Here is an 18613-nt window from a genome sequence, read left to right on the forward strand (position 1 = left end):
ATGACGATCTGGAACCTCGGCTCGATCAACGCGGACATGATCTATGACGTGCCGCACCTGCCCGGACCAGGAGAGACGCTTTCGGCCAATCGGCTGGATCGGTTTCTGGGCGGCAAAGGGGCGAATATGTCCGTAGCTGCGGCGCGGGCCGGGGCGCAGGTTGCGCATATCGGGGCCGTAGGACCAGACGGGCGCTGGGCGCGGGATCGGCTGACCGAATATGGTGTGGACACGCGCCATATCGCCGAGGTCGATGTGCCCACCGGCCATGCCATCATCGCCGTGGATGCGCAGGGTGAAAACAACATCATCCTGTTCCCGGGCTCGAACCATGCAATCACGCCGGACCAACTGGGGCAGGCGCTTTCCTCTGCATCGCAGGGCGATCTGCTGGTGATGCAGAACGAAACCACCCTGCAGGTCGAGGCCGCAAAGATGGCCCGCGCGCTGGGCCTGACCGTCTGTTACGCCGCAGCCCCTTTTCAGGCCGCGGCGGTGCAGGCCGTGCTGCCCTATCTGGATTTCCTGATCCTGAATGAGGTCGAGGCCGAGCAGTTGCGCGACGCCACCGGCCAATCGGTGACCGACCTGAAGATCGAACATGTGATTGTCACGCTTGGATCAAAAGGCGCGCGCTACTACCACCGGGGTGAGGCCTCGGACTTTCCGGCCCATAAGGTGCAGGCCGTGGATACCACAGGCGCCGGGGATACGTTCACCGGTTATGTTCTGGCGGGAATGGATCACGGGATGCCGATGGCGCAGGCAATTGCTCAGGCAAATCGTGCCGCGGCCCTGATGGTCACGCGGCACGGAACGGCGGATGTGATCCCCGACCTCAAAGAGGTGCACGAGGCGCGGTTCGATTAAGACCCGGCAAACGGCGCCGCGCTGCCCCAGAGCTGCTTGACCCGGGCATCGCGGCCGCAGGCTTTGCGATAGGCCTTGTAGGCGCTGTGCTGACGCTTGGGGCCAAAGCGGGTCAGGACCAGCTTGGTGCCCTTATAGTAATCCTGATGATAGGCTTCGGCCGGGTAGAACGCGCCCTGTTGCAGGATCGGCGTAACGACCGTTTGCCCCAAGGCGCGCTGCGCATCGGCCTTGGCCTGTTGTGCCAGCGCTTTTTCCCCTGTGTTAGAGACGAAAATCGCCGTGCGATAGCTATCGCCCCGGTCGCAGAACTGACCGCCTGCATCGGTAGGATCGACTGAGCGGAAGAACATGTTCAGCAGCGTTTCACGGGAAACGCGGGCCGGATCAAAGGTGATCTGGACGGCCTCGTAATGGCCGGTACCGCCTTTGGTGACCTGATCATAGGTCGGGTTGGCGGTTTTGCCGCCGGTAAAGCCCGAGACCGCACCAATCACGCCCGGAACGGATTCGAAATCGGATTCGACGCACCAGAAACAGCCTCCTGCCACCGTCAGGGTCTCGGTCCCCGCTGCCGGTGCAGGCGTGGCGCGCAGCAGGGCGGCCAGTGCGATCAACGCAATCAGCAGCGTTGGTTTGACGAAGTCGAGATAAGCGATGCGGGTCATGGCAGGGCTCCTTTCGGGATCAGGCTGCCCTGACTTATGCACCGGCGCAATCCGCTGACATGGTTTGTCACGCGGTGGTGAGACGAGTTTATCGCCTCAGCCCAACAGTTGCCCCAGCTTCATCGCCACACCCATATTGCCCGAGATCTTGAGCTTGCCCAGTGCCACCCCGGTCATCGGGTTCAGCTTGCCGGTCAGCAGCTTGGTCAGGTTGTCCTGCGAGATGCGGATGGTGCAGTCGGTTTCCTGATCCTGGGTCGAGGCCTGATTGTCGGCCAGCACGATGACGCCGTCATCGCCGCAGTCGAATTTCAACGAGCCTTCAAAGCTGCGCCCGACCAAGTTTTTCTGAATACCATCGGCAATAGCGGCAAGTGTCATGGGGTCCCTCCTGTTTCAGCCACAGGGTTAGGGGGCAGTCGGGGCGCAGGCAATAGCCCGCGCCTAGTGACCTTGGGTCATGGATTTCAGGTTTTCCTGACGGTCCTCGAAACGGGGATGGGTGCTGAGCCAGTCCATCTCCTGATCGCCGAATTCCTGTTCCAGCAGGTCGAAGAAATCCGACAGGCCATTGGGATCGAACCCGGCCTTTCGGGCCAGATCGACACCGAACTGGTCGGCGGCCAGCTCGTGCTGGCGCGAATAGGACAGGGACAGGATCAGGTTGCCTTCCAGCAGCACCTGCTCCAGCACTGGCCCGGTATCGCCCGCCATCATCCCGATCAGCACAAACGCCCCGAGCGAGCGGTAGATCTGCGTCAGCCCGTGTTGTTCGACCACATGCCCGATCTCGTGCCCGATCACCCCGGCCAGCGCATCGGTCGAGACCCGTCGCACCAGTTCATCGGTCACCACAATCGTGCCACCCGGCAGGGCAAAGGCGTTCGGGCCCATGCCCGGAAGGTCGCGGAATTCCAGAGTGTAGTCGTGATCCTCGGCAGCGGGACCCAGCGCCGCCAGGACCCGGTCGAAACTGTCCTGAACCATGGCTTTGTCCCGGTCGCTCAGGGCGCTGGGCTCGGTCATGATCTGATCCAGCGCCTGCATCACACCGGCATCGATGGCGGTCACCAGTGGCAGAGGGGTCATCCACACTGCCAATGCCACCAGTAACGACAGCCCGTATTTCCACACACCCCAGACCGCGACCAGACAGGCCAGCGTGACGACGATCAACCGGGGATGGAACCTCTCGGCGTGATGCAGGTGCGATCCGCTGGAGTCTGCGATCAGATGTTCCAGCGCCGCGTGCTGGTCGGTCAGAAACAGGGTGCCATCGGGGAAGTTCACCCGCCGTTCGGTCGATCCGACGCGGGGTTCCACCGACAACTCCTCGGGGGTGCAACGGGTCTGGATCTGGCCCTGATCGTCAATCAGCCAGACGGTATTGGTGCCCACCGCCAACCGCACCGGAACCTCGCGCGAGCTGAGAGGCGGATAGGCGCGCCCATGGACACGCGCGCCGATATCTTCGGGACACGTGCTCAAAGGTCAGACCGCGATGCCGATATCAAAGCCTTCGATATCCCCGTAGGCGTCGCCAATGGCGCTGACTTGGGCGCTGATGTCGCCAACGAAATCATCCAACGGACCGGCTGGGATGAAGAGGGTGTGATCGGCCAGATAGCGCACCCGGCGCACATGCGCCCAGGGCAGCATCAGACCCAGTGTCATCGCAACAACCACGGCATTCGAAACGGAAATCCACAACAGACGCAGGGCGCTCACATCCGAATAGAACCGGTGTCCGTCGCCCAGAATGGTGTAGTTGTAGACCGTGTTGCGCACCATGGCCCGATAGATGATCGTGGCTGGGATGGCGGCTACGAAGAACAAAAGCAAGATCATGATGACGTCGATCATCGCTGCGATATCTTCGGGGTCGTGACTAAGCTCGCTCAGCATACCCGATATGTTGGCATTCACTCCGACAACGACAGTTGCAATTACAATCGTTCCGATCCCCCAAGCCATCGCCGCCAGCGCGGCCTTGTAAAACGGCCCGATCGGGCTGTCGAAAGACATCTTGGTTGTCCCGAACGTATGACCGTTCACGTGAAACCGCTGGACCGAGCGGGTGACAAACGGCCATGTGGTATAGATCGTCAGTGCTGCGAGGAAGGGATACAGGAAATAGTTGGCCGCTGCCGTTCCCCAATTGCCTTGAAAATCGAACCGGACGTTCGACCAGCTGGACATGCGTGCCTGAAACCGCAGTGACCGCACCAGCAGGTAGGGGATCAGGAACACCAGCCCCAGCAGCATAGCGAGGTTCACCAGCGGTATCGCACCCAGAATGGTGTAGGCGACGATCCCGGCGATCACGATGATCCGCCCGATCAGGATCTGTAGCCCGGTGGCGTGGTAGTCAAAGCTGCGCCCGGCGACAAAGGTGTTCTGGTAGAAGTATTTCTTGGTGCGCACCTTGGCCCAGGCGCTGTAGATGCCAAAGGTCAAAAGCGACAGCAGCAGGTTGACGATCCAGATGCCGAAATACTCGGCCGCCGATCCCCGGAACTCAAACTCTGCCGGGGGCTCCTGTCTGTGATCTGCCTGCATGAATGCCTCAATGGGATTGAATGAAAAACGGGCCGGACCCTGGCAGGGCCGACCCGTTCTGTGTGTTCAACCAACTGGGCAATTCTGCGGCAAAGTTGCGACCCGACCGGTCAATTCAACTTTTTCGCGCAGCAGAGCCGTTATTTCAGGCGCTTGTCCCGTGCGGCCAACAGCTTCAGGCGCAGGGCGTTCAGCTGGATAAAGCCCGCCGCATCTGTCTGATCGTAAGCGCCGGCATCTTCCTCAAAGGTTACATGCGCCTCAGAGTACAGCGAGTGATCCGACCAGCGGCCCACGGTCGAGGCCAGACCTTTGTACAGTTTTACGCGGACGGTGCCGGTGACGTGTTCTTGCGACTTGTCGATTGCGGCCTGCAGCATCTCACGCTCGGGCGAGTACCAGAAACCGTTATAGATCAGCTCGGCATATTGCGGCATCAGCTGGTCTTTCAGGTGCATCGCGCCGCGGTCCATGGTGATGGACTCGATCCCGCGGTGTGCTTCCAGCAGGATGGTGCCGCCGGGCGTTTCGTAGATGCCGCGCGATTTCATACCAACGAAACGGCCTTCGACCAGGTCCAGACGGCCAATGCCGTGCTTGCCGCCATATTCGTTCAGCTTGGTCAGGATGGTGGCCGGGCTCATGGCCTCGCCATTGATGCTGACCGCGTCGCCTTTTTCAAAGCCGATCTCGATGTACTCGGGCTCGTTGGGCGCGTCCTCGGGGTGGACGGTGCGCTGATAGACATAGTCCGGCGCCATGTCGGCGGGGTCTTCCAGAACCTTACCTTCCGACGAGGTGTGCAGCAGGTTGGCATCGACCGAGAAGGGCGCTTCGCCGCGTTTGTCCTTGGCAATCGGAATCTGATGGGCTTCGGCCCATTCGATCAGACGGGTACGGCTGGTCAGATCCCATTCACGCCACGGGGCGATAACCTTGATGTCGGGGTTCAGCGCGTAGGCCGCCAATTCAAAACGCACCTGATCGTTGCCCTTGCCGGTTGCGCCATGCGCTACGGCGTCGGCACCGGTCTCCTGCGCGATCTCGACCAGACGTTTCGAGATCAGCGGGCGCGCGATCGAGGTGCCCAGCAGGTACAGGCCTTCGTACTGTGCGTTGGCGCGGAACATGGGGAAGACGAAGTCGCGGACGAACTCTTCGCGGATGTCCTCGATATAGATGTTCTCGGGTTTGATCCCCAGCATCTCGGCCTTCTTGCGGGCGGGTTCCAGTTCCTCACCCTGACCCAGATCGGCGGTGAAGGTGACGACCTCACAGCCATATTCGGTCTGCAACCATTTCAGGATGATCGAGGTATCAAGGCCACCGGAATAGGCCAGAACAACTTTCTTGGGCGCGGACATCTGACTTCCCCTTATGCGTAGAACGCTTGGCCCCTAACGGGTTTTGAAAGCGGGGGCAAGTTATCTGCGTTGACGCACGGGATGAATTGGGGTGAAACAGGCGGAAAGAGAACAAGGATTGGTTGAAGGGGCGATTTTCAATGTTGGGCTGGCAGATTTTTGTGCATTCGGTGCGGATGGTATTTCGCAATCTCCAGGAAGCTCTCCAGATCGGCCTCGTATTGTCTGTATTTACAGCGGTGATCAGTACTGTGTTGATGCAAGCTTCCGGTATGGCTGACGATTTCACGGCTGATGATGTCACATCTCTTTCTACCGGAGATGTTGTACTTTTGATCGCCGCGATCCTGATCGGTTTTGTTGTTACGCTTTGGATTTTTGTCGCTTGGCACCGTTTCATACTGCTTGAAGACTACCCGAAAGGTTGGATTCCGACCCTTAGAATTGACAGGTTGCGAGACTACATTGGTTATACTTTTGCGCTCCTTGCAATCTGTTTAGGCGCGGGAATTTTCTGCGGAATTTTGATCGGCCTACTGACACCTATTGTCTCAGCAGTATTACCGTTTTCCACTCTTTTGATAATGGTTCTTCCTCTGCTCATCTTTACTTTCGCCTATATGGTGTTCCTTCGGTTGGGCTGCGTCTTGCCCGCTGCTGCCATTAATGCTCCGCTTGGATTGAGAGAAGCCAAGCAAGCGACAGAAGGCAAAAACGGAGCGATTTTCGTTCTCGCCATAATTCTTGGAACTTTTCAATTTCTACTAAATGCACTGATATTTCAGGCTTCACTGATTTTGCCATTTGCAGGTATCGCGGGCCAAACAATCATCGGGCTGGTGCTCTCGCTTGTGAATGTCAGCGTCCTGACCACCATGTACGGCGTCTTCATCGAAAAGCGCGAACTCGCCTAATCCGCGTACACATATGTATTCCTTGCCCTTTCGGCGGTGATACGGCAGTGAAACGGTCATGACTGATTTCATGACCCGCGCCCGCGCCGCCGAACAGGCAATGCGCACCGTGTTTCCGCCCACACCTCTGCAGCGGAATGCCCATCTGTCCGACCGCTATGGCGCGGATATCTGGCTCAAGCGGGAAGACCTCAGCCCGGTGCGGTCCTACAAGATCCGCGGTGCGTTCAATGCCATGCGCAAGCAGCAGGGGCAGGACCTGTTCGTCTGCGCCAGCGCGGGCAACCATGCGCAGGGCGTGGCGTACATGTGTAAGCATCTGGGCGTGAAGGGTGTGATCTTCATGCCCGTGACGACGCCGCAGCAGAAAATCCAGAAGACCCGCATCTTTGGTGGCGACAACATCGAAATTCATCTGATCGGCGACTATTTCGACGACACATTGGCGGCCGCGCAAGCGTGGTGCTCCCAACAGGGTGGGCATTTCCTGTCGCCCTTTGACGATGAGGATGTGATCGAAGGGCAGGCCTCATTGGCGGTTGAGATTGAGGCACAACTGGGCGGCCTACCCGATCACGTGATCCTGCCGGTGGGTGGGGGTGGCATGTCCTCGGGCGTGGCGACGTGGTTCGGGGACCGGACCCATTGCCTGTTTGTCGAGCCTAAGGGTGGGGCCTGCCTGCACGCGGCGATGGCGGCGGGGCATCCGGTTGCGTTGGATCACGTGGACAATTTCGTCGATGGCGCGGCTGTAGGCAAAATCGGTGCGAAACCGTTTGAGTTGTTGAAGGATCGCCACCTGTCCGACGTGCTGGTCCTGTCCGAAGACCGCATCTGCACCACCATGATTGAGATGCTGAATGTCGAAGGCATTGTCCTGGAGCCCGCCGGCGCGCTGGCGATTGAGGCCATTGGTGATGTCCAGAGCTTTATTCGTGGCAAGACTGTGGTCTGCGTTACCTCGGGCGGCAATTTTGATTTCGAACGCCTGCCCGAGGTCAAGGAGCGGGCGCAGCGCTATTCCGGTGTGAAGAAATACTTCATCCTGCGCCTGCCGCAGCGCCCCGGCGCGTTGAAGGAATTCCTGAACATTCTCGGTCCCGAAGACGATATCGCCCGGTTCGAATACATGAAGAAATCGGCGCGCAATTTCGGCTCGGTCCTGATCGGCATCGAAACCCGCAAGCCCGAAAATTTCGCCCGCCTGTTTGCGCATCTGGACGAGGCCGGGTTCACCTATACCGACATCACCGAAGACGAGACGCTGGCGCAGTTCGTGATCTAGGTCAGGTTCGTGGCCTTTTCGGCCAGGAACACGGTGCGGGACTCGTCATAGATCTTCAGAATCGCTGACAGATCGACCTCAGCCGCCTTGCCTGCGGCGGCGTTTCGCTCGGCGTCCTGACAGAGGCTTGAGAAGCGGTTGAACCCAAGGCTCAGCGCGCTGCCCTTGAGGAAATGCATGTTCTGCTCGAACTCGGCCCGGTTTGTGTCCCGGTGCACCCGATCAATCGTTTCCTGCACCTCGTCCAGAAAGATTTGCACCACCTCGTCAAACTCACCGGCGCCCACCTCATCCCGTAGCTGTCTGACCCTGGACCAGTCGATCATGTTCGGTCTCTCCACACATATCGCGACATGACCTGCGTACCCCAGGGCCGGTAAAGAGGGGGTTAAGCAACGCAAACAAGACGCCTTCACGGGATGTTAAACCGCCGCGCGCTAGGGTCAGCTCGTTCAGGTATGGTCGCAGTGCAGAGGGTACAGGTGGCAGAAGGCAGTCAGGCAGAGGCCAGGACAGAGCTGGATTTTGGTGCGATCCAAAAGGTGCTTGTCGTCGATGACAGCCGCCTGCAACGGCGGATTCTGGTGGCTTCACTGAAAAAATGGGGCTTTGAGGTGCTTGAGGCCGACAGCGGTGATGTTGCGATCGAGATGTGTCAAGCCGACCCGCCGGATCTGGTGGTCAGCGACTGGGTCATGCCGGGGATGAGTGGGCTGGAATTCTGCCGCACGTTCCGGGCGCTGGACAGTGAGCAGTACAGCTATTTCATCCTGCTGACCTCAAAAAGCGAAAAGCAGGAGGTGGCAAAGGGGCTGGATGCCGGGGCCGACGATTTTCTGATCAAACCGCTTGAAGCCGATGAGTTGCGCGCGCGCATTTCGGCCGGCGCGCGTATTCTGGATATGCAGCGCGAGCTGTCCGAAAAAAACCGGATGATCGAAACCGCGCTGGAAGAGCTGCGCGTGGCGCATGATGCCATCGACAAGGATCTGATGCAGGCCCGGAAAATTCAGGACTCGCTGGTTCCGGAACTGACGCGTGAGTTTGGCAAGTCACGGGTCAGCATGTTGCTGAAACCCTGCGGCCATATTGGTGGCGATCTGGTGGGGATGTTTTCACCCGGGGTCAACCGGCTTGGGTTCTACAGCATCGATGTTTCGGGCCACGGCATCACCTCGGCGATGATGACGGCACGGCTGGGGGGCTATCTGTCCAGCAATCATTTTGACCAGAACGTGGCGATGGAAAAGCGGTTCGACAAGTTCTATGCGCTGCTGCCGCCCGAGCAGGTGGCCGAGATGCTCAATTGCCGGCTGATGGCGGATGCGGGCGTCGAGGAATATTTCACCATGGTCTATGCGATCATCGATTTGCGCAATGGGCATCTGAAAATGGTGCAAGCTGGGCACCCACACCCGCTGGTGCTGCGCCACGATGGCAGGACCGAGTTTCTGGGCGAAGGCGGGCTGCCCATCGGATTGCTGTCGGACGTCTCGTTTCAGCAGACCGAAACCTATCTGCATCCCGGCGACAAGCTGTTGCTGTATTCGGATGGCTTTACCGAATGCGGGCTCGCCAGTGGCGGGCTGTTGGAAGAGGAGGGGTTGCGCCGGATGGCTTTGGAATGCGCCCCCGGCCGCAGCGGAACCGAGTTTCTGGACGACATGTTCTGGCGCCTGACACAGGCCATGGCCCCCGGCAGCGGCATGGATGACGACGTCTCGGCCGTGTTCTTTGAATATAACGGGCCCTAGAGCCCGTTCAGGTGTTGAGCGGCAAAGTGGCGGTCACCGGCATTGCCCAGCATTTGGGTTGCATCTGCGGTATCCATCCACAACGCCTCGTGAAACGGCTCGGTCGGCGGGCCGATACGGCGAACGGGGCGGGCGCGATAGATCAGGCAGACTTTTTCCGCCCACAGATCGTATTCCGGCATGAAGGTGAACCGCCGGAACGCGCCGACGCGACGTGGCGCGGCCACAAGCCAGCCGGTTTCCTCGAACACTTCGCGGTGCAGGGCGGTGACGGGTGATTCGCCCGGGTCGATCCCGCCGCCGGGCAGTTGCAGATCGGGGCCGGGCTCCATCTGACAGGTCAGCAAAAGGTGCCGACCGCGCGGCAACAAAGCGTAAACACCCACACGTCTGATGTATTTCTGACCCGCTTGCGGGGTTTCACCGAACCGTCTGATCATGTATGGCCCCTTACAACCCGAATTGTTCGACCTATATGCTGGCGGTATGCCAACCTGTGGCGTGTAAGGAAACCCCATGTCTCTTGGAACGAAAATCGCGTGGGACGATACCGTCCTGCCCTTTCAACTTGATGTATCGGATATGCGCGGCCGCGTGGCCCGTCTGGATGGTGTGCTCGACGGCATCCTGAAGCAGCATGATTATCCGGAAAAGGTCGAGGCCCTGGTGGCCGAGATGGCCCTGCTGACCGCGCTGATCGGCCAGACCATTTCGCTGCGCTGGAAGCTGTCGCTGCAGGTTCAGTCCAAGGGCCCGGTGCGCATGATTGCAACCGACTACTATGCGCCCAAGCAAGAGGGCGAACCGGCCCGTATCCGCGCCTATGCCAGTTTCGACCGCGAGCGCCTGACCGATGGCGCGCCGTTCGATCAGGTGGGTGAGGGCTATTTCGCCATCATGATCGATCAGGGCAAGGGCTCGCAGCCCTATCAGGGGATCACGCCGCTGGCCGGTGGGTCGATCAGCGCCTGCGCCGAGGCGTATTTTGCGCAGTCCGAACAGCTGCCGACCCGGTTCTCGCTGAGCTTCGGCAAATCGACCGAGCCGGGCGTTGGCGAACATTGGCGCGCCGGTGGGGTCATGCTGCAGCACATGCCCAAAGCCTCGCCCTTTGTGGCAACCAGCGAGGGTGAGGGCCAGATCCTGACCGCCGAAGATCTGGTGGATGGCGAAGAGGGTGAAAACTGGGGCCGCGTCAACATCCTGCTGGATACGGTCGAAGATCTGGAACTGATCGGGCCTTCGATCGCACCGACCGACCTGCTGGTCCGCCTGTTTCACGAGGAACAGCCGCGGGTCTATGACGCGCAAGCAGTGCAGTTCGGCTGCACCTGTTCCGAGGAGCGCGTACGGCAAAGCCTGTCGATCTATTCGGCCAAGGACATCGAAAAGATGACCACGCCCGAGGGCAAGGTCACCGCCGATTGCCAGTTCTGCGGTGCCCATTACGTGCTGGAACCGGGCTCGGTCGGCTTTGATGCGGACGAGGCCTGATCCAACCGATCAGCTGCGGGCGGCGCTTAGCCGCCCCGGTCACGGGTCGAGCGATTTCGACCTGAACCCCGAAACCGTTCTGCCCGAGGGCCGCAAGCTGCGCCCCGCCGGCGTTTTGGTGCCAATCTCGGTTTCAACCGGTTCGCCGCGGCTGATCCTGACCAAACGCTCCTCGGCGCTGAAACACCATCCCGGCCAGATCGCCTTTCCCGGCGGCAAGCAGGATGAGGGCGACGCGGATGTCACCGCCACCGCCCTGCGCGAGGCGCAGGAGGAAATCGGTCTGCCGCCCGACCTGCCCGAAATTCTGGGGCACCTGCCGACCCATGAGACCGTCACCTCGTTCACCGTGACACCGGTTGTGGCAATCCTGCGCGCGCCGTTCCAACTGATCCCGGAACCGGGTGAAGTGGACGAGGTGTTCTCGGTTCCGCTTGCACATGTGCTCAACCCTGCGAATTATATCGTTGAATCACGCCGCTGGCGGGGTCAGAAAAGGTTTTATTACGCAGTGCCGTTCGGTCCTTATTACATTTGGGGCGCGACGGCCCGGATGTTGCGGGGATTGGCAGCGCGGGTGAGTGAATGACGCAAATTTCCGAAGGCTGGGTGTCTGATCCGGCTACACAAAAGGTTTGCGCGGCCCTGACCGGCGCCGGGGCGCAGGCGCTGTTTGTGGGTGGCTGCGTTCGAAACGCGCTGCTGGGCGCGCCGGTTTCGGATATCGACATTGCCACCGATGCTCACCCCGAGCGGGTGATGGAACTGGCGCAGGCGGCGGGCCTCAAGGCTATTCCCACCGGGATCGAGCATGGCACCATCACCGTGGTCAGCGGCGGTGCCCCCCATGAGATCACCACCTTTCGCCGCGATGTGAAAACCGACGGCCGGCGGGCTGTAGTGGCCTTTTCCGACAAGGTGGAAGAGGACGCCGCCCGCCGTGATTTCACCATGAATGCGATCTATGCGCGGCCCGACGGCACCTTACTGGACCCGCTAGACGGTCTGCCTGATCTGCAGGCGCGGCGGGTGCGCTTTATCGGCACCGCTGAAAACCGCATTCGCGAGGATTACCTGCGTTCGCTGCGCTATTTCCGCTTTCACGCCTGGTATGGCGATACCGAGGCCGGGTTCGATCCGAATGCACTGGCGGCGATTGCGGCCAATCTGGACGGGCTGGCCGGTTTGTCCCGCGAACGGGTCGGGGCCGAGCTGCTGAAACTGCTGGCCGCGCCTGATCCCGCGCCCTCGGTCGCAGCCATGCGTCAGGCGGGTGTCCTGGCGCAGTTGATTCCGGGGGCCGAAGACCGGTCGCTGGCGCCTCTGGTCGCGTTGGAGCAACAGGCTGGGGCCGCGCCCGAGCCGATCCTACGTCTGGCCGCCATTGCCACGCCCGAGATCGCCAAAACCCTGCGCCTCAGCAAGGCGCAGCTGCAACGGCTGACCCGGATGCGGGATGAGGCCTCGGGCACCGCCAGCATTGCCGAACTGGGCTTTCGTTATGGGGAAGAGAGTGGGATGCACGAAACCCTGCTGCGCTGCGCCTTTCTGGAACAGCCCTGGTCCGAGGACATGCGGCAGGACCTGCGCAAAGGTGCCGCCGCCGATTTTCCGGTTCGGGCCACCGATCTGATCCCCGACTTCACCGGGCCCGCGCTGGGCAAGAAACTGGCCGAGCTTGAGGCCCGCTGGATCGCCTCAGGCTTTTCCCTGACCCGCAAAGACCTGCTGGGCGGCTGAGGCCAAGTCTCAAAAAGGGATGACAAACAAAAAATATTGTGGTTACTTTCGCGTGTTACCTGATTTGGAGGGAGGCATGCGAATGTATTACGGGATCTGGTTCGGCTAAAGCCGGAACACTCTGACCCGTAAGGGTGGTGTTCTGGCGCCATCTGTTTTCGCACGTCCTGAATTTCCTGCTCAATCGGAGCACCCTCCATGTTTCGCTATTTCGAAAATCTCGTTGACCCTTTTGTTGCCTATACCGAAACCGACACGCCGCCTACGCGGCTGTGGCCGTTCATGTTGGACTATTCCCGGCCATTCATGGGGGTGTTCTTCTGGGCCGCGCTGATCTCGGTCATTGTTGCGGCAGTTGAAGTCGGCCTGATTTACTACATGGGTCGCGTCGTTGACCTGCTGTCCGGCCCGCCTGCCGAGGTCTGGCAGGCGCACGGCACCGAACTGATCCTGATGGCGGTGTTCGTGCTGCTGCTGCGCCCGATGCTGCATGTGTTCGATGTGCTGCTGCTGAACAACACGATCCTGCCGAACTTTGGCACCCTGATCCGCTGGCGGGCGCATAAGCACGTGCTGCGGCAGTCGGTGGGGTGGTTTGAGAATGACTTTGCCGGCCGCATCGCCAACCGCATCATGCAGACCCCGCCCGCCGCAGGTGAGGCGGTGTTTCAGGTGTTCGACGCCATTTCCTTTTCGATCGCGTACCTGATCGGGGCGGCGATCTTGCTGATGGCGGCTGATCCGCGTCTGTTGTTGCCGCTGCTGATTTGGTTGGTGCTTTACGGGTTACTGGTGCGTTGGACGGTGGCCCGTGTCGGCCCGGCATCGCAGGCGGCTTCGGACGCGCGCTCGGCAGTGACGGGACGGGTGGTGGACAGCTACACCAACATCCATTCGGTCAAGATGTTCGCACATGACGAGCAAGAGTTGGATTATGCCCGCGAAGCCATTGAGGAAACCCGCCGCACCTTCCAGATCGAGATGCGGATCTTCACCATCATGGATGCGGTTCTGGTCGCGTTGAACGGATTGCTGATCGTCGGTGTGGTGGGTTGGGCCATTGCCCTGTGGATGCAGGGCAGCGCCTCGGTCGGTGTGGTCGCGGCGGCGACCGCGCTGACCTTGCGCCTGAACGCGATGACCGGGTGGATCATGTGGGCGCTGACCAGCTTCTTCCGTCAACTTGGTGTTGTGGCCGAGGGGATGCAGACGATCGCCCAGCCCATCGACTTGCTGGACAAGCCGGGTGCGAAACCGTTGCGCCTGACCAACGGCCAGATCGACATCCGCGATCTGTCGCACCACTACGGGCGCAAGACCGGTGGGCTGGATCACATCAATCTGACCATCCATCCGGGTGAGAAAATTGGTCTGATCGGGCGGTCCGGTGCCGGAAAATCGACCCTGGTCAAGCTGCTTTTGCGGTTTTACGACGTAGAACAAGGCGCGATCCTGATCGACCACCAGAACATCGCAAGCGTCACGCAGGACAGTCTGCGCAGCAAAATCGGCATGGTGCAGCAGGACAGCGCCTTGCTGCATCGTTCGGTGCGCGACAACATCCTCTATGGCCGTCCCGAGGCGACCGAGGAACAGATGATCGCCGCCGCCAAACAGGCCGAGGCGCATGAGTTCATCCTCGACCTTCAGGACCCGCAGGGGCGCACCGGCTATGACGCGCATGTGGGCGAACGGGGCGTGAAGCTGTCCGGTGGACAGAGGCAGCGGGTGACGCTGGCGCGGGTGATCCTGAAGGACGCACCGATCCTGTTGTTGGACGAGGCGACATCCGCCCTGGATTCCGAGGTCGAAGCGTCGATTCAGGAAACTCTCTACGGCATGATGCAAGGTAAAACCGTGATCGCCATTGCCCACCGGCTGAGCACAATTGCCCAGATGGACCGCATTCTGGTCATGGATGGCGGCCGGATCGTCGAACAGGGCGGCCATTCCGAGCTGTTGGCCCAAGGCGGGCTTTACGCCCAGTTCTGGGCGCGGCAATCTGGGGGCTTCCTGAACCCGGAGGCTGCGGAATGAAGGTTGCCGACCTGATCGATCCGTTCAAAAACACTGAAGCGCCCCCGCCGCAAACGCTGGGGGCGTTTATCCGCTGGTGCCTGTCGGGGGCCTGGCCGATGATCTTCGTCGCGGCCTGTTTTTCGGCCTCGGCGGGCGCGATGGAGGCCGGAACCGCCTGGATGCTGGGTCTGGTGATCGATCTGGCGACCGAGAGCGGACCCGAGAACATCCTGAGTGGCAGCAATCTGTGGAAGATCCTTGGCGTGGCAGCGTTCTTCATGCTGCTGCGCCCGGTGTTTTTTGGGTTTTCGGCGTTTTCGAACAACTACATCGTCATGCCTAACATTCCGCCGCTGGTTCTGGCCAAGCTGAATCGCTGGACGCTGGGCCAATCGGTCACCTATTTCGATGACGATTTCGCCGGCCGGATCGCGCAGAAACAGATGCAGACCTCGAACGCGATGGCCTCGGTGGTGTCCGAAACGATCAGCGCGATTGTCTTTGCCCTTGCCTCACTTGCGGGCTCTTTGCTTTTGTTAGGGTCTATTCACCCGCTGGTTATCCTGCCCTTTGCCGGTTGGCTGGTGGTCTACTTTCTGCTGATCCGCTGGTATCTGCCGCGCATTCGCGTGCGGTCTTCGGCGCGGGCAGGGGCGCGGGCGATGGTGTCGGGGCAGGTGGTCGATACGATCACCAATATCAAAACCGTCAAGCTGTTCGCGCATTCCGCGTTCGAGGATCAGGCCGCACGGAACTCGATGATCGATCTGCGGGAAAAGATGCTGGCCTTCGGCAAGTTGTCAGCCAGCTTCCGCTTTGTTCTGATGGTGCTGGCCGGTGTTTTACCGGTTTTGTTGATCGGTGCGACATTGATGCTATGGCGCAGCGGTATCGCAACGGCTGGGGATATTGTGGCGGCGGGTGCGATCTCGATCCGGGTTTCGCAGATGACCGGCTGGGTCAGTTTCACGCTCATGGGGCTATACGCCAATGTGGGTGAGATCGAAAACGGTATGAAGACGCTCGCCAAGCGCGAGCGGGTCGAGGACACAGCGGATGCTACGGCGCTGAAGGTGACGACGGGACAGATTGATTTCGACCATGTCAGCTTTGCCTATGGCCGCGATGTGGGCGGTGTGTCCGATGTGACCATAACCGTGCACCCGGGTGAAAAGCTGGGCATTGTCGGCGCTTCGGGGGCGGGGAAATCCACCTTGGTGTCGCTGTTACTCAGGCTCTATGACGGGGAAAAAGGCGCCATTCGCATCGATGGGCAGGACGTTGGCCGGGTGACGCAGGACAGTCTGCGCGGGCAGATCGGCATGGTCACGCAGGAAACAGCGATGTTCAACCGCTCGGCGCGAGAGAACATCCTGTACGGCCGTCCCGATGCTTCGGAGAACGAGATGATCGCGGCTGCGAAAAAGGCCGAGGCGCATGAGTTTATCCTCAGCCTCGAGGATGCCCATGGTCGCAAGGGCTATGACGCGCATTTGGGCGAGCGCGGCGTGAAACTCAGCGGCGGGCAGCGGCAGCGGATCGCCTTGGCTCGCGCGATTCTGAAAGACGCGCCGATTCTGGTGCTGGATGAGGCGACGTCCGCGCTGGATTCCGAGGTCGAGGCCTCGATCCAGGCGGCATTACACCGGGTCATGCAGGGCAAGACGGTTCTGGCGATCGCACACCGCCTGTCCACGCTCAGCGAGATGGATCGGATCATCGTCTTGGATCAGGGCCGGATTGTTGAAACCGGCACTCATGACGCGCTGTTGGAGCAAGGCGGCCTCTATGCCCGGTTCTGGCACCGCCAATCCGGCGGGTTCATTCAGGTGGAAGCGGCGGAATAACGCTCTCAGGGGTTTTGTTGCGCGCAAAGCCCCGGTATCAGGCCCCCCATGACGCAGCAGTTCACCATAACCCGCCTGGGCCATCAGGGCGACGGCATCGCCGACGGCCCCGTTTACGCACCACGCACCCTGCCGGGTGAGGTGGTCAGCGGCACGTTAGTTGGCCAGTTGCTGACCGATATCCGGGTCGAGGTGCCTTCGGACCAGCGGGTCAAGGCGCCGTGCCGCCATTACAAGGCGTGCGGCGGGTGTCAGCTGCAACATGCCGCAGATGATTTCGTGGCCGAATGGAAAGTCTCGGTGGTGCGCAATGCGCTGGCCGCGCAGGGGCTCGATACCCCGATGCGGCCAATTCACACCTCGCCCGAGCGATCACGACGCCGGGCGACTATTGCGGTGCGGCGGACGAAAAAGGGCACGCTGTCCGGGTTTTATGGCCGCGCCTCGGACACGATCACCGAAATCCCGGATTGTCATTTGCTGGACCCGGGCTTGATCGCGGCCATTCCCGTGGCCGAAGCGCTGGCGGTTTTGGGGGGCAGCCGCAAGGGTGTGCTGGCTGTGATGCTGACCCTGTCCGAAGGCGGTCTGGATGTGGCCGTCAAAGGCGGAAAGCCTCTGGACGGCCCACTGGAACTGGCGCTGGCGCAGGCGACCGAGAAACACGGGCTGGCCCGGCTCAGCTGGGATGGCGAGGTGATCGCCATGCGCCAGCCTCCCGTGCAGCGGTTCGGCGCGGCTGGGGTTGTGCCGCCGCCGGGCGCGTTCCTGCAGGCGACGAAAGATGGAGAACAGGCTCTGTTACAGGCGGTTTTGCAGGCCACGCAGGGGGCAAAGCGGGTTGTAGACCTGTTTGCAGGCAGCGGTACCTTCTCACTGCCCCTGGCCGAAACCGCCGAGGTTCAGGCGGTCGAAGGTGAGGCTGCGATGACCGACGCTCTGGATCAGGGGTGGCGTCGCGCGCAAGGCTTGAAGCGCGTCACCACCGAGGCGCGCGATCTGTTCCGCCGTCCGTTGATGCCCGATGAGCTGAAAAGCTTTGATGCCGTGGTCATCGACCCGCCCCGCGCCGGGGCCGAGGCGCAGGTGGCCGAACTGGCCCAGGCGCAGCGCCCGGTAATCGCCTATGTCTCATGCAACCCGGTCACTTTCGCGCGCGACGCAAAAACGCTGATTAACGCAGGCTATACCCTTGAATGGGTACAGGTGGTGGACCAATTTCGATGGTCATCACATACCGAACTGGCCGCGCGGTTTGTACTGGGGTCCGCAGCATGAGCACACAGGAGAAAGTCACAATGGGATTCAATCAACGCCTTTTGGGCATCATTGAAAATCCCACCTTTGGCCGGTTCATCACCGGGGTCATCATCTTCAACGCCATTTTGTTGGGGATGGAGACATCGCCCACCCTGATGGAGGTCGCGGGCCCCCTGATCGTGACGCTGGACAGTATCTGCCTGACCATTTTCGTGGCGGAGATTGCCATGAAACTGCTGGCGAGTGGGCGGCGGTTCTTTTTGAACGGCTGGAACGTCTTCGACTTCATCGTCGTCGGCATCGCCCTGATCCCCAGCGCGGGCGGGTTGTCGGTGCTGCGGGCGTTGCGGATTCTTCGGGTGCTGCGCGTCATTTCGGTGGCGCCACGCCTGCGCCGTGTGGTCGAAGGCTTCATCTCGGCCCTGCCGGGTATGGCCAGCGTGTTCCTGCTGATGGCGATCCTGTTCTATATCGGCGCGGTGATCTCGACCAAGCTGTTCTCGGTCTCGTTCCCGGAATGGTTCGGCGATCTGGGCCAATCGGCTTATACGCTGTTCCAGATCATGACGCTGGAAAGCTGGTCGATGGGCATCGTGCGTCCGGTGATGGAGGTGTACCCCTATGCCTGGCTGTTCTTCGTGCCTTTCATCATGGTCACCACATTCGCGGTGGTAAACCTGCTGGTGGGTCTGATCGTGAATTCGATGCAGGATGCACACCATGCCGAGGATGAGGTGAAAACCGACGCCTATCGAGACGAGGTGCTGGAACGGCTGGAAAGTATCGAACGCCGCCTGACCGAGCAATCGCACAGCAAAAAGTGATTTCAGTTTTTCCGA

18 protein-coding genes are annotated in these 18613 nt (G+C 60.6%); 11 read left to right on the forward strand and 7 right to left on the reverse strand.

Annotated features, from left to right (window positions below; genetic code table 11):
• Complete coding sequence (locus GOX88_RS17685) at window positions 1-870, forward strand: ribokinase (protein WP_170404796.1); 870 nt, start codon at window positions 1-3, stop codon at window positions 868-870.
• On the opposite strand, the gene msrA is transcribed toward GOX88_RS17685, so the two are convergent.
• From msrA to GOX88_RS17710, 5 genes are all read right to left on the reverse strand, one after another.
• A complete protein-coding gene (gene msrA / locus GOX88_RS17690; RefSeq protein ID WP_170404798.1) occupies window positions 867-1538 on the reverse strand; it encodes a peptide-methionine (S)-S-oxide reductase MsrA in 672 nt (223 codons plus the stop codon). The two genes, GOX88_RS17685 and msrA, sit on opposite strands and share 4 nt — an antisense overlap.
• A 96-nt stretch (window positions 1539-1634) precedes the next feature.
• Complete coding sequence (locus GOX88_RS17695; RefSeq protein WP_170404801.1) at window positions 1635-1919, reverse strand: SCP2 sterol-binding domain-containing protein; 285 nt, start codon at window positions 1917-1919, stop codon at window positions 1635-1637.
• A 63-nt stretch (window positions 1920-1982) separates the two neighbouring features.
• On the reverse strand, window positions 1983-3026 hold the full coding sequence (locus tag GOX88_RS17700) for a M48 family metallopeptidase (RefSeq protein WP_170404804.1): 1044 nt from the start codon (window positions 3024-3026) through the stop codon (window positions 1983-1985).
• Window positions 3027-3029: 3 nt separating this feature from the next.
• The gene (locus GOX88_RS17705; protein WP_170404807.1) at window positions 3030-4097 is read right to left on the reverse strand and encodes a YjgN family protein; all 1068 of its coding nucleotides are present in this window, start codon (window positions 4095-4097) and stop codon (window positions 3030-3032) included.
• A gap of 140 nt (window positions 4098-4237) precedes the next feature.
• Window positions 4238-5461 (reverse strand): argininosuccinate synthase, encoded by a 1224-nt coding sequence (locus tag GOX88_RS17710; protein WP_170404810.1) that lies wholly within the window; start codon window positions 5459-5461, stop codon window positions 4238-4240.
• A 140-nt stretch (window positions 5462-5601) separates the two neighbouring features.
• Here GOX88_RS17710 and GOX88_RS17715 point away from each other — a divergent pair, with 140 nt between their 5' ends.
• Both GOX88_RS17715 and ilvA read left to right on the forward strand, forming a co-directional pair.
• Window positions 5602-6375 (forward strand): hypothetical protein, encoded by a 774-nt coding sequence (locus tag GOX88_RS17715; RefSeq protein ID WP_170404812.1) that lies wholly within the window; start codon window positions 5602-5604, stop codon window positions 6373-6375.
• A 58-nt stretch (window positions 6376-6433) separates the two neighbouring features.
• Window positions 6434-7660: a threonine ammonia-lyase IlvA gene (ilvA, locus tag GOX88_RS17720; RefSeq protein ID WP_170404814.1), complete on the forward strand. Its 1227-nt coding sequence runs from the start codon at window positions 6434-6436 to the stop codon at window positions 7658-7660.
• Here the strand turns inward: ilvA and GOX88_RS17725 are convergent.
• A complete protein-coding gene (locus GOX88_RS17725; RefSeq protein ID WP_170404817.1) occupies window positions 7657-7986 on the reverse strand; it encodes an Hpt domain-containing protein in 330 nt (109 codons plus the stop codon). The two genes, ilvA and GOX88_RS17725, sit on opposite strands and share 4 nt — an antisense overlap.
• Before the next feature lie 132 nt (window positions 7987-8118).
• Here GOX88_RS17725 and GOX88_RS17730 point away from each other — a divergent pair, with 132 nt between their 5' ends.
• Window positions 8119-9414 carry a SpoIIE family protein phosphatase gene (locus GOX88_RS17730; RefSeq protein ID WP_170405144.1) on the forward strand — a complete coding sequence of 432 codons (1296 nt, stop codon included), beginning with the start codon at window positions 8119-8121 and terminating at the stop codon, window positions 9412-9414.
• On the opposite strand, the gene GOX88_RS17735 is transcribed toward GOX88_RS17730, so the two are convergent.
• Window positions 9411-9854 (reverse strand): NUDIX hydrolase, encoded by a 444-nt coding sequence (locus GOX88_RS17735; RefSeq protein WP_170404820.1) that lies wholly within the window; start codon window positions 9852-9854, stop codon window positions 9411-9413. The genes GOX88_RS17730 and GOX88_RS17735 overlap by 4 nt on opposite strands.
• A gap of 76 nt (window positions 9855-9930) precedes the next feature.
• On the opposite strand from GOX88_RS17735, the gene GOX88_RS17740 reads away from it, so the two are divergent.
• The 7 genes from GOX88_RS17740 to GOX88_RS17770 all read left to right on the forward strand — a co-directional run bounded on the left by GOX88_RS17740 (window position 9931) and on the right by GOX88_RS17770 (window position 18598).
• A complete protein-coding gene (locus GOX88_RS17740; RefSeq protein ID WP_170404823.1) occupies window positions 9931-10908 on the forward strand; it encodes an Hsp33 family molecular chaperone HslO in 978 nt (325 codons plus the stop codon).
• On the forward strand, window positions 10892-11497 hold the full coding sequence (locus GOX88_RS17745) for a CoA pyrophosphatase (RefSeq protein WP_170404826.1): 606 nt from the start codon (window positions 10892-10894) through the stop codon (window positions 11495-11497). Before GOX88_RS17740 ends, GOX88_RS17745 begins: the two co-directional genes overlap by 17 nt.
• Window positions 11494-12648 (forward strand): CCA tRNA nucleotidyltransferase, encoded by a 1155-nt coding sequence (locus GOX88_RS17750; protein ID WP_170404830.1) that lies wholly within the window; start codon window positions 11494-11496, stop codon window positions 12646-12648. The genes GOX88_RS17745 and GOX88_RS17750 overlap by 4 nt, the downstream gene beginning before the upstream one ends.
• Before the next feature lie 198 nt (window positions 12649-12846).
• Window positions 12847-14685: an ABC transporter ATP-binding protein gene (locus GOX88_RS17755; protein WP_170404833.1), complete on the forward strand. Its 1839-nt coding sequence runs from the start codon at window positions 12847-12849 to the stop codon at window positions 14683-14685.
• Window positions 14682-16514, forward strand: a complete 1833-nt coding sequence (locus GOX88_RS17760) for an ABC transporter ATP-binding protein (protein ID WP_170404836.1) — start codon at window positions 14682-14684, stop codon at window positions 16512-16514. The genes GOX88_RS17755 and GOX88_RS17760 overlap by 4 nt, the downstream gene beginning before the upstream one ends.
• 48 nt (window positions 16515-16562) lie before the next feature.
• On the forward strand, window positions 16563-17792 hold the full coding sequence (locus GOX88_RS17765) for a class I SAM-dependent RNA methyltransferase (RefSeq protein ID WP_170404839.1): 1230 nt from the start codon (window positions 16563-16565) through the stop codon (window positions 17790-17792).
• Window positions 17793-17812: 20 nt separating this feature from the next.
• Window positions 17813-18598: an ion transporter gene (locus tag GOX88_RS17770; protein ID WP_170404843.1), complete on the forward strand. Its 786-nt coding sequence runs from the start codon at window positions 17813-17815 to the stop codon at window positions 18596-18598.
• Window positions 18599-18613: the final 15 nt, after the last annotated feature.

This window comes from Ruegeria arenilitoris, assembly GCF_013030985.1.
Classification (GTDB): domain Bacteria; phylum Pseudomonadota; class Alphaproteobacteria; order Rhodobacterales; family Rhodobacteraceae; genus Ruegeria; species Ruegeria arenilitoris_B.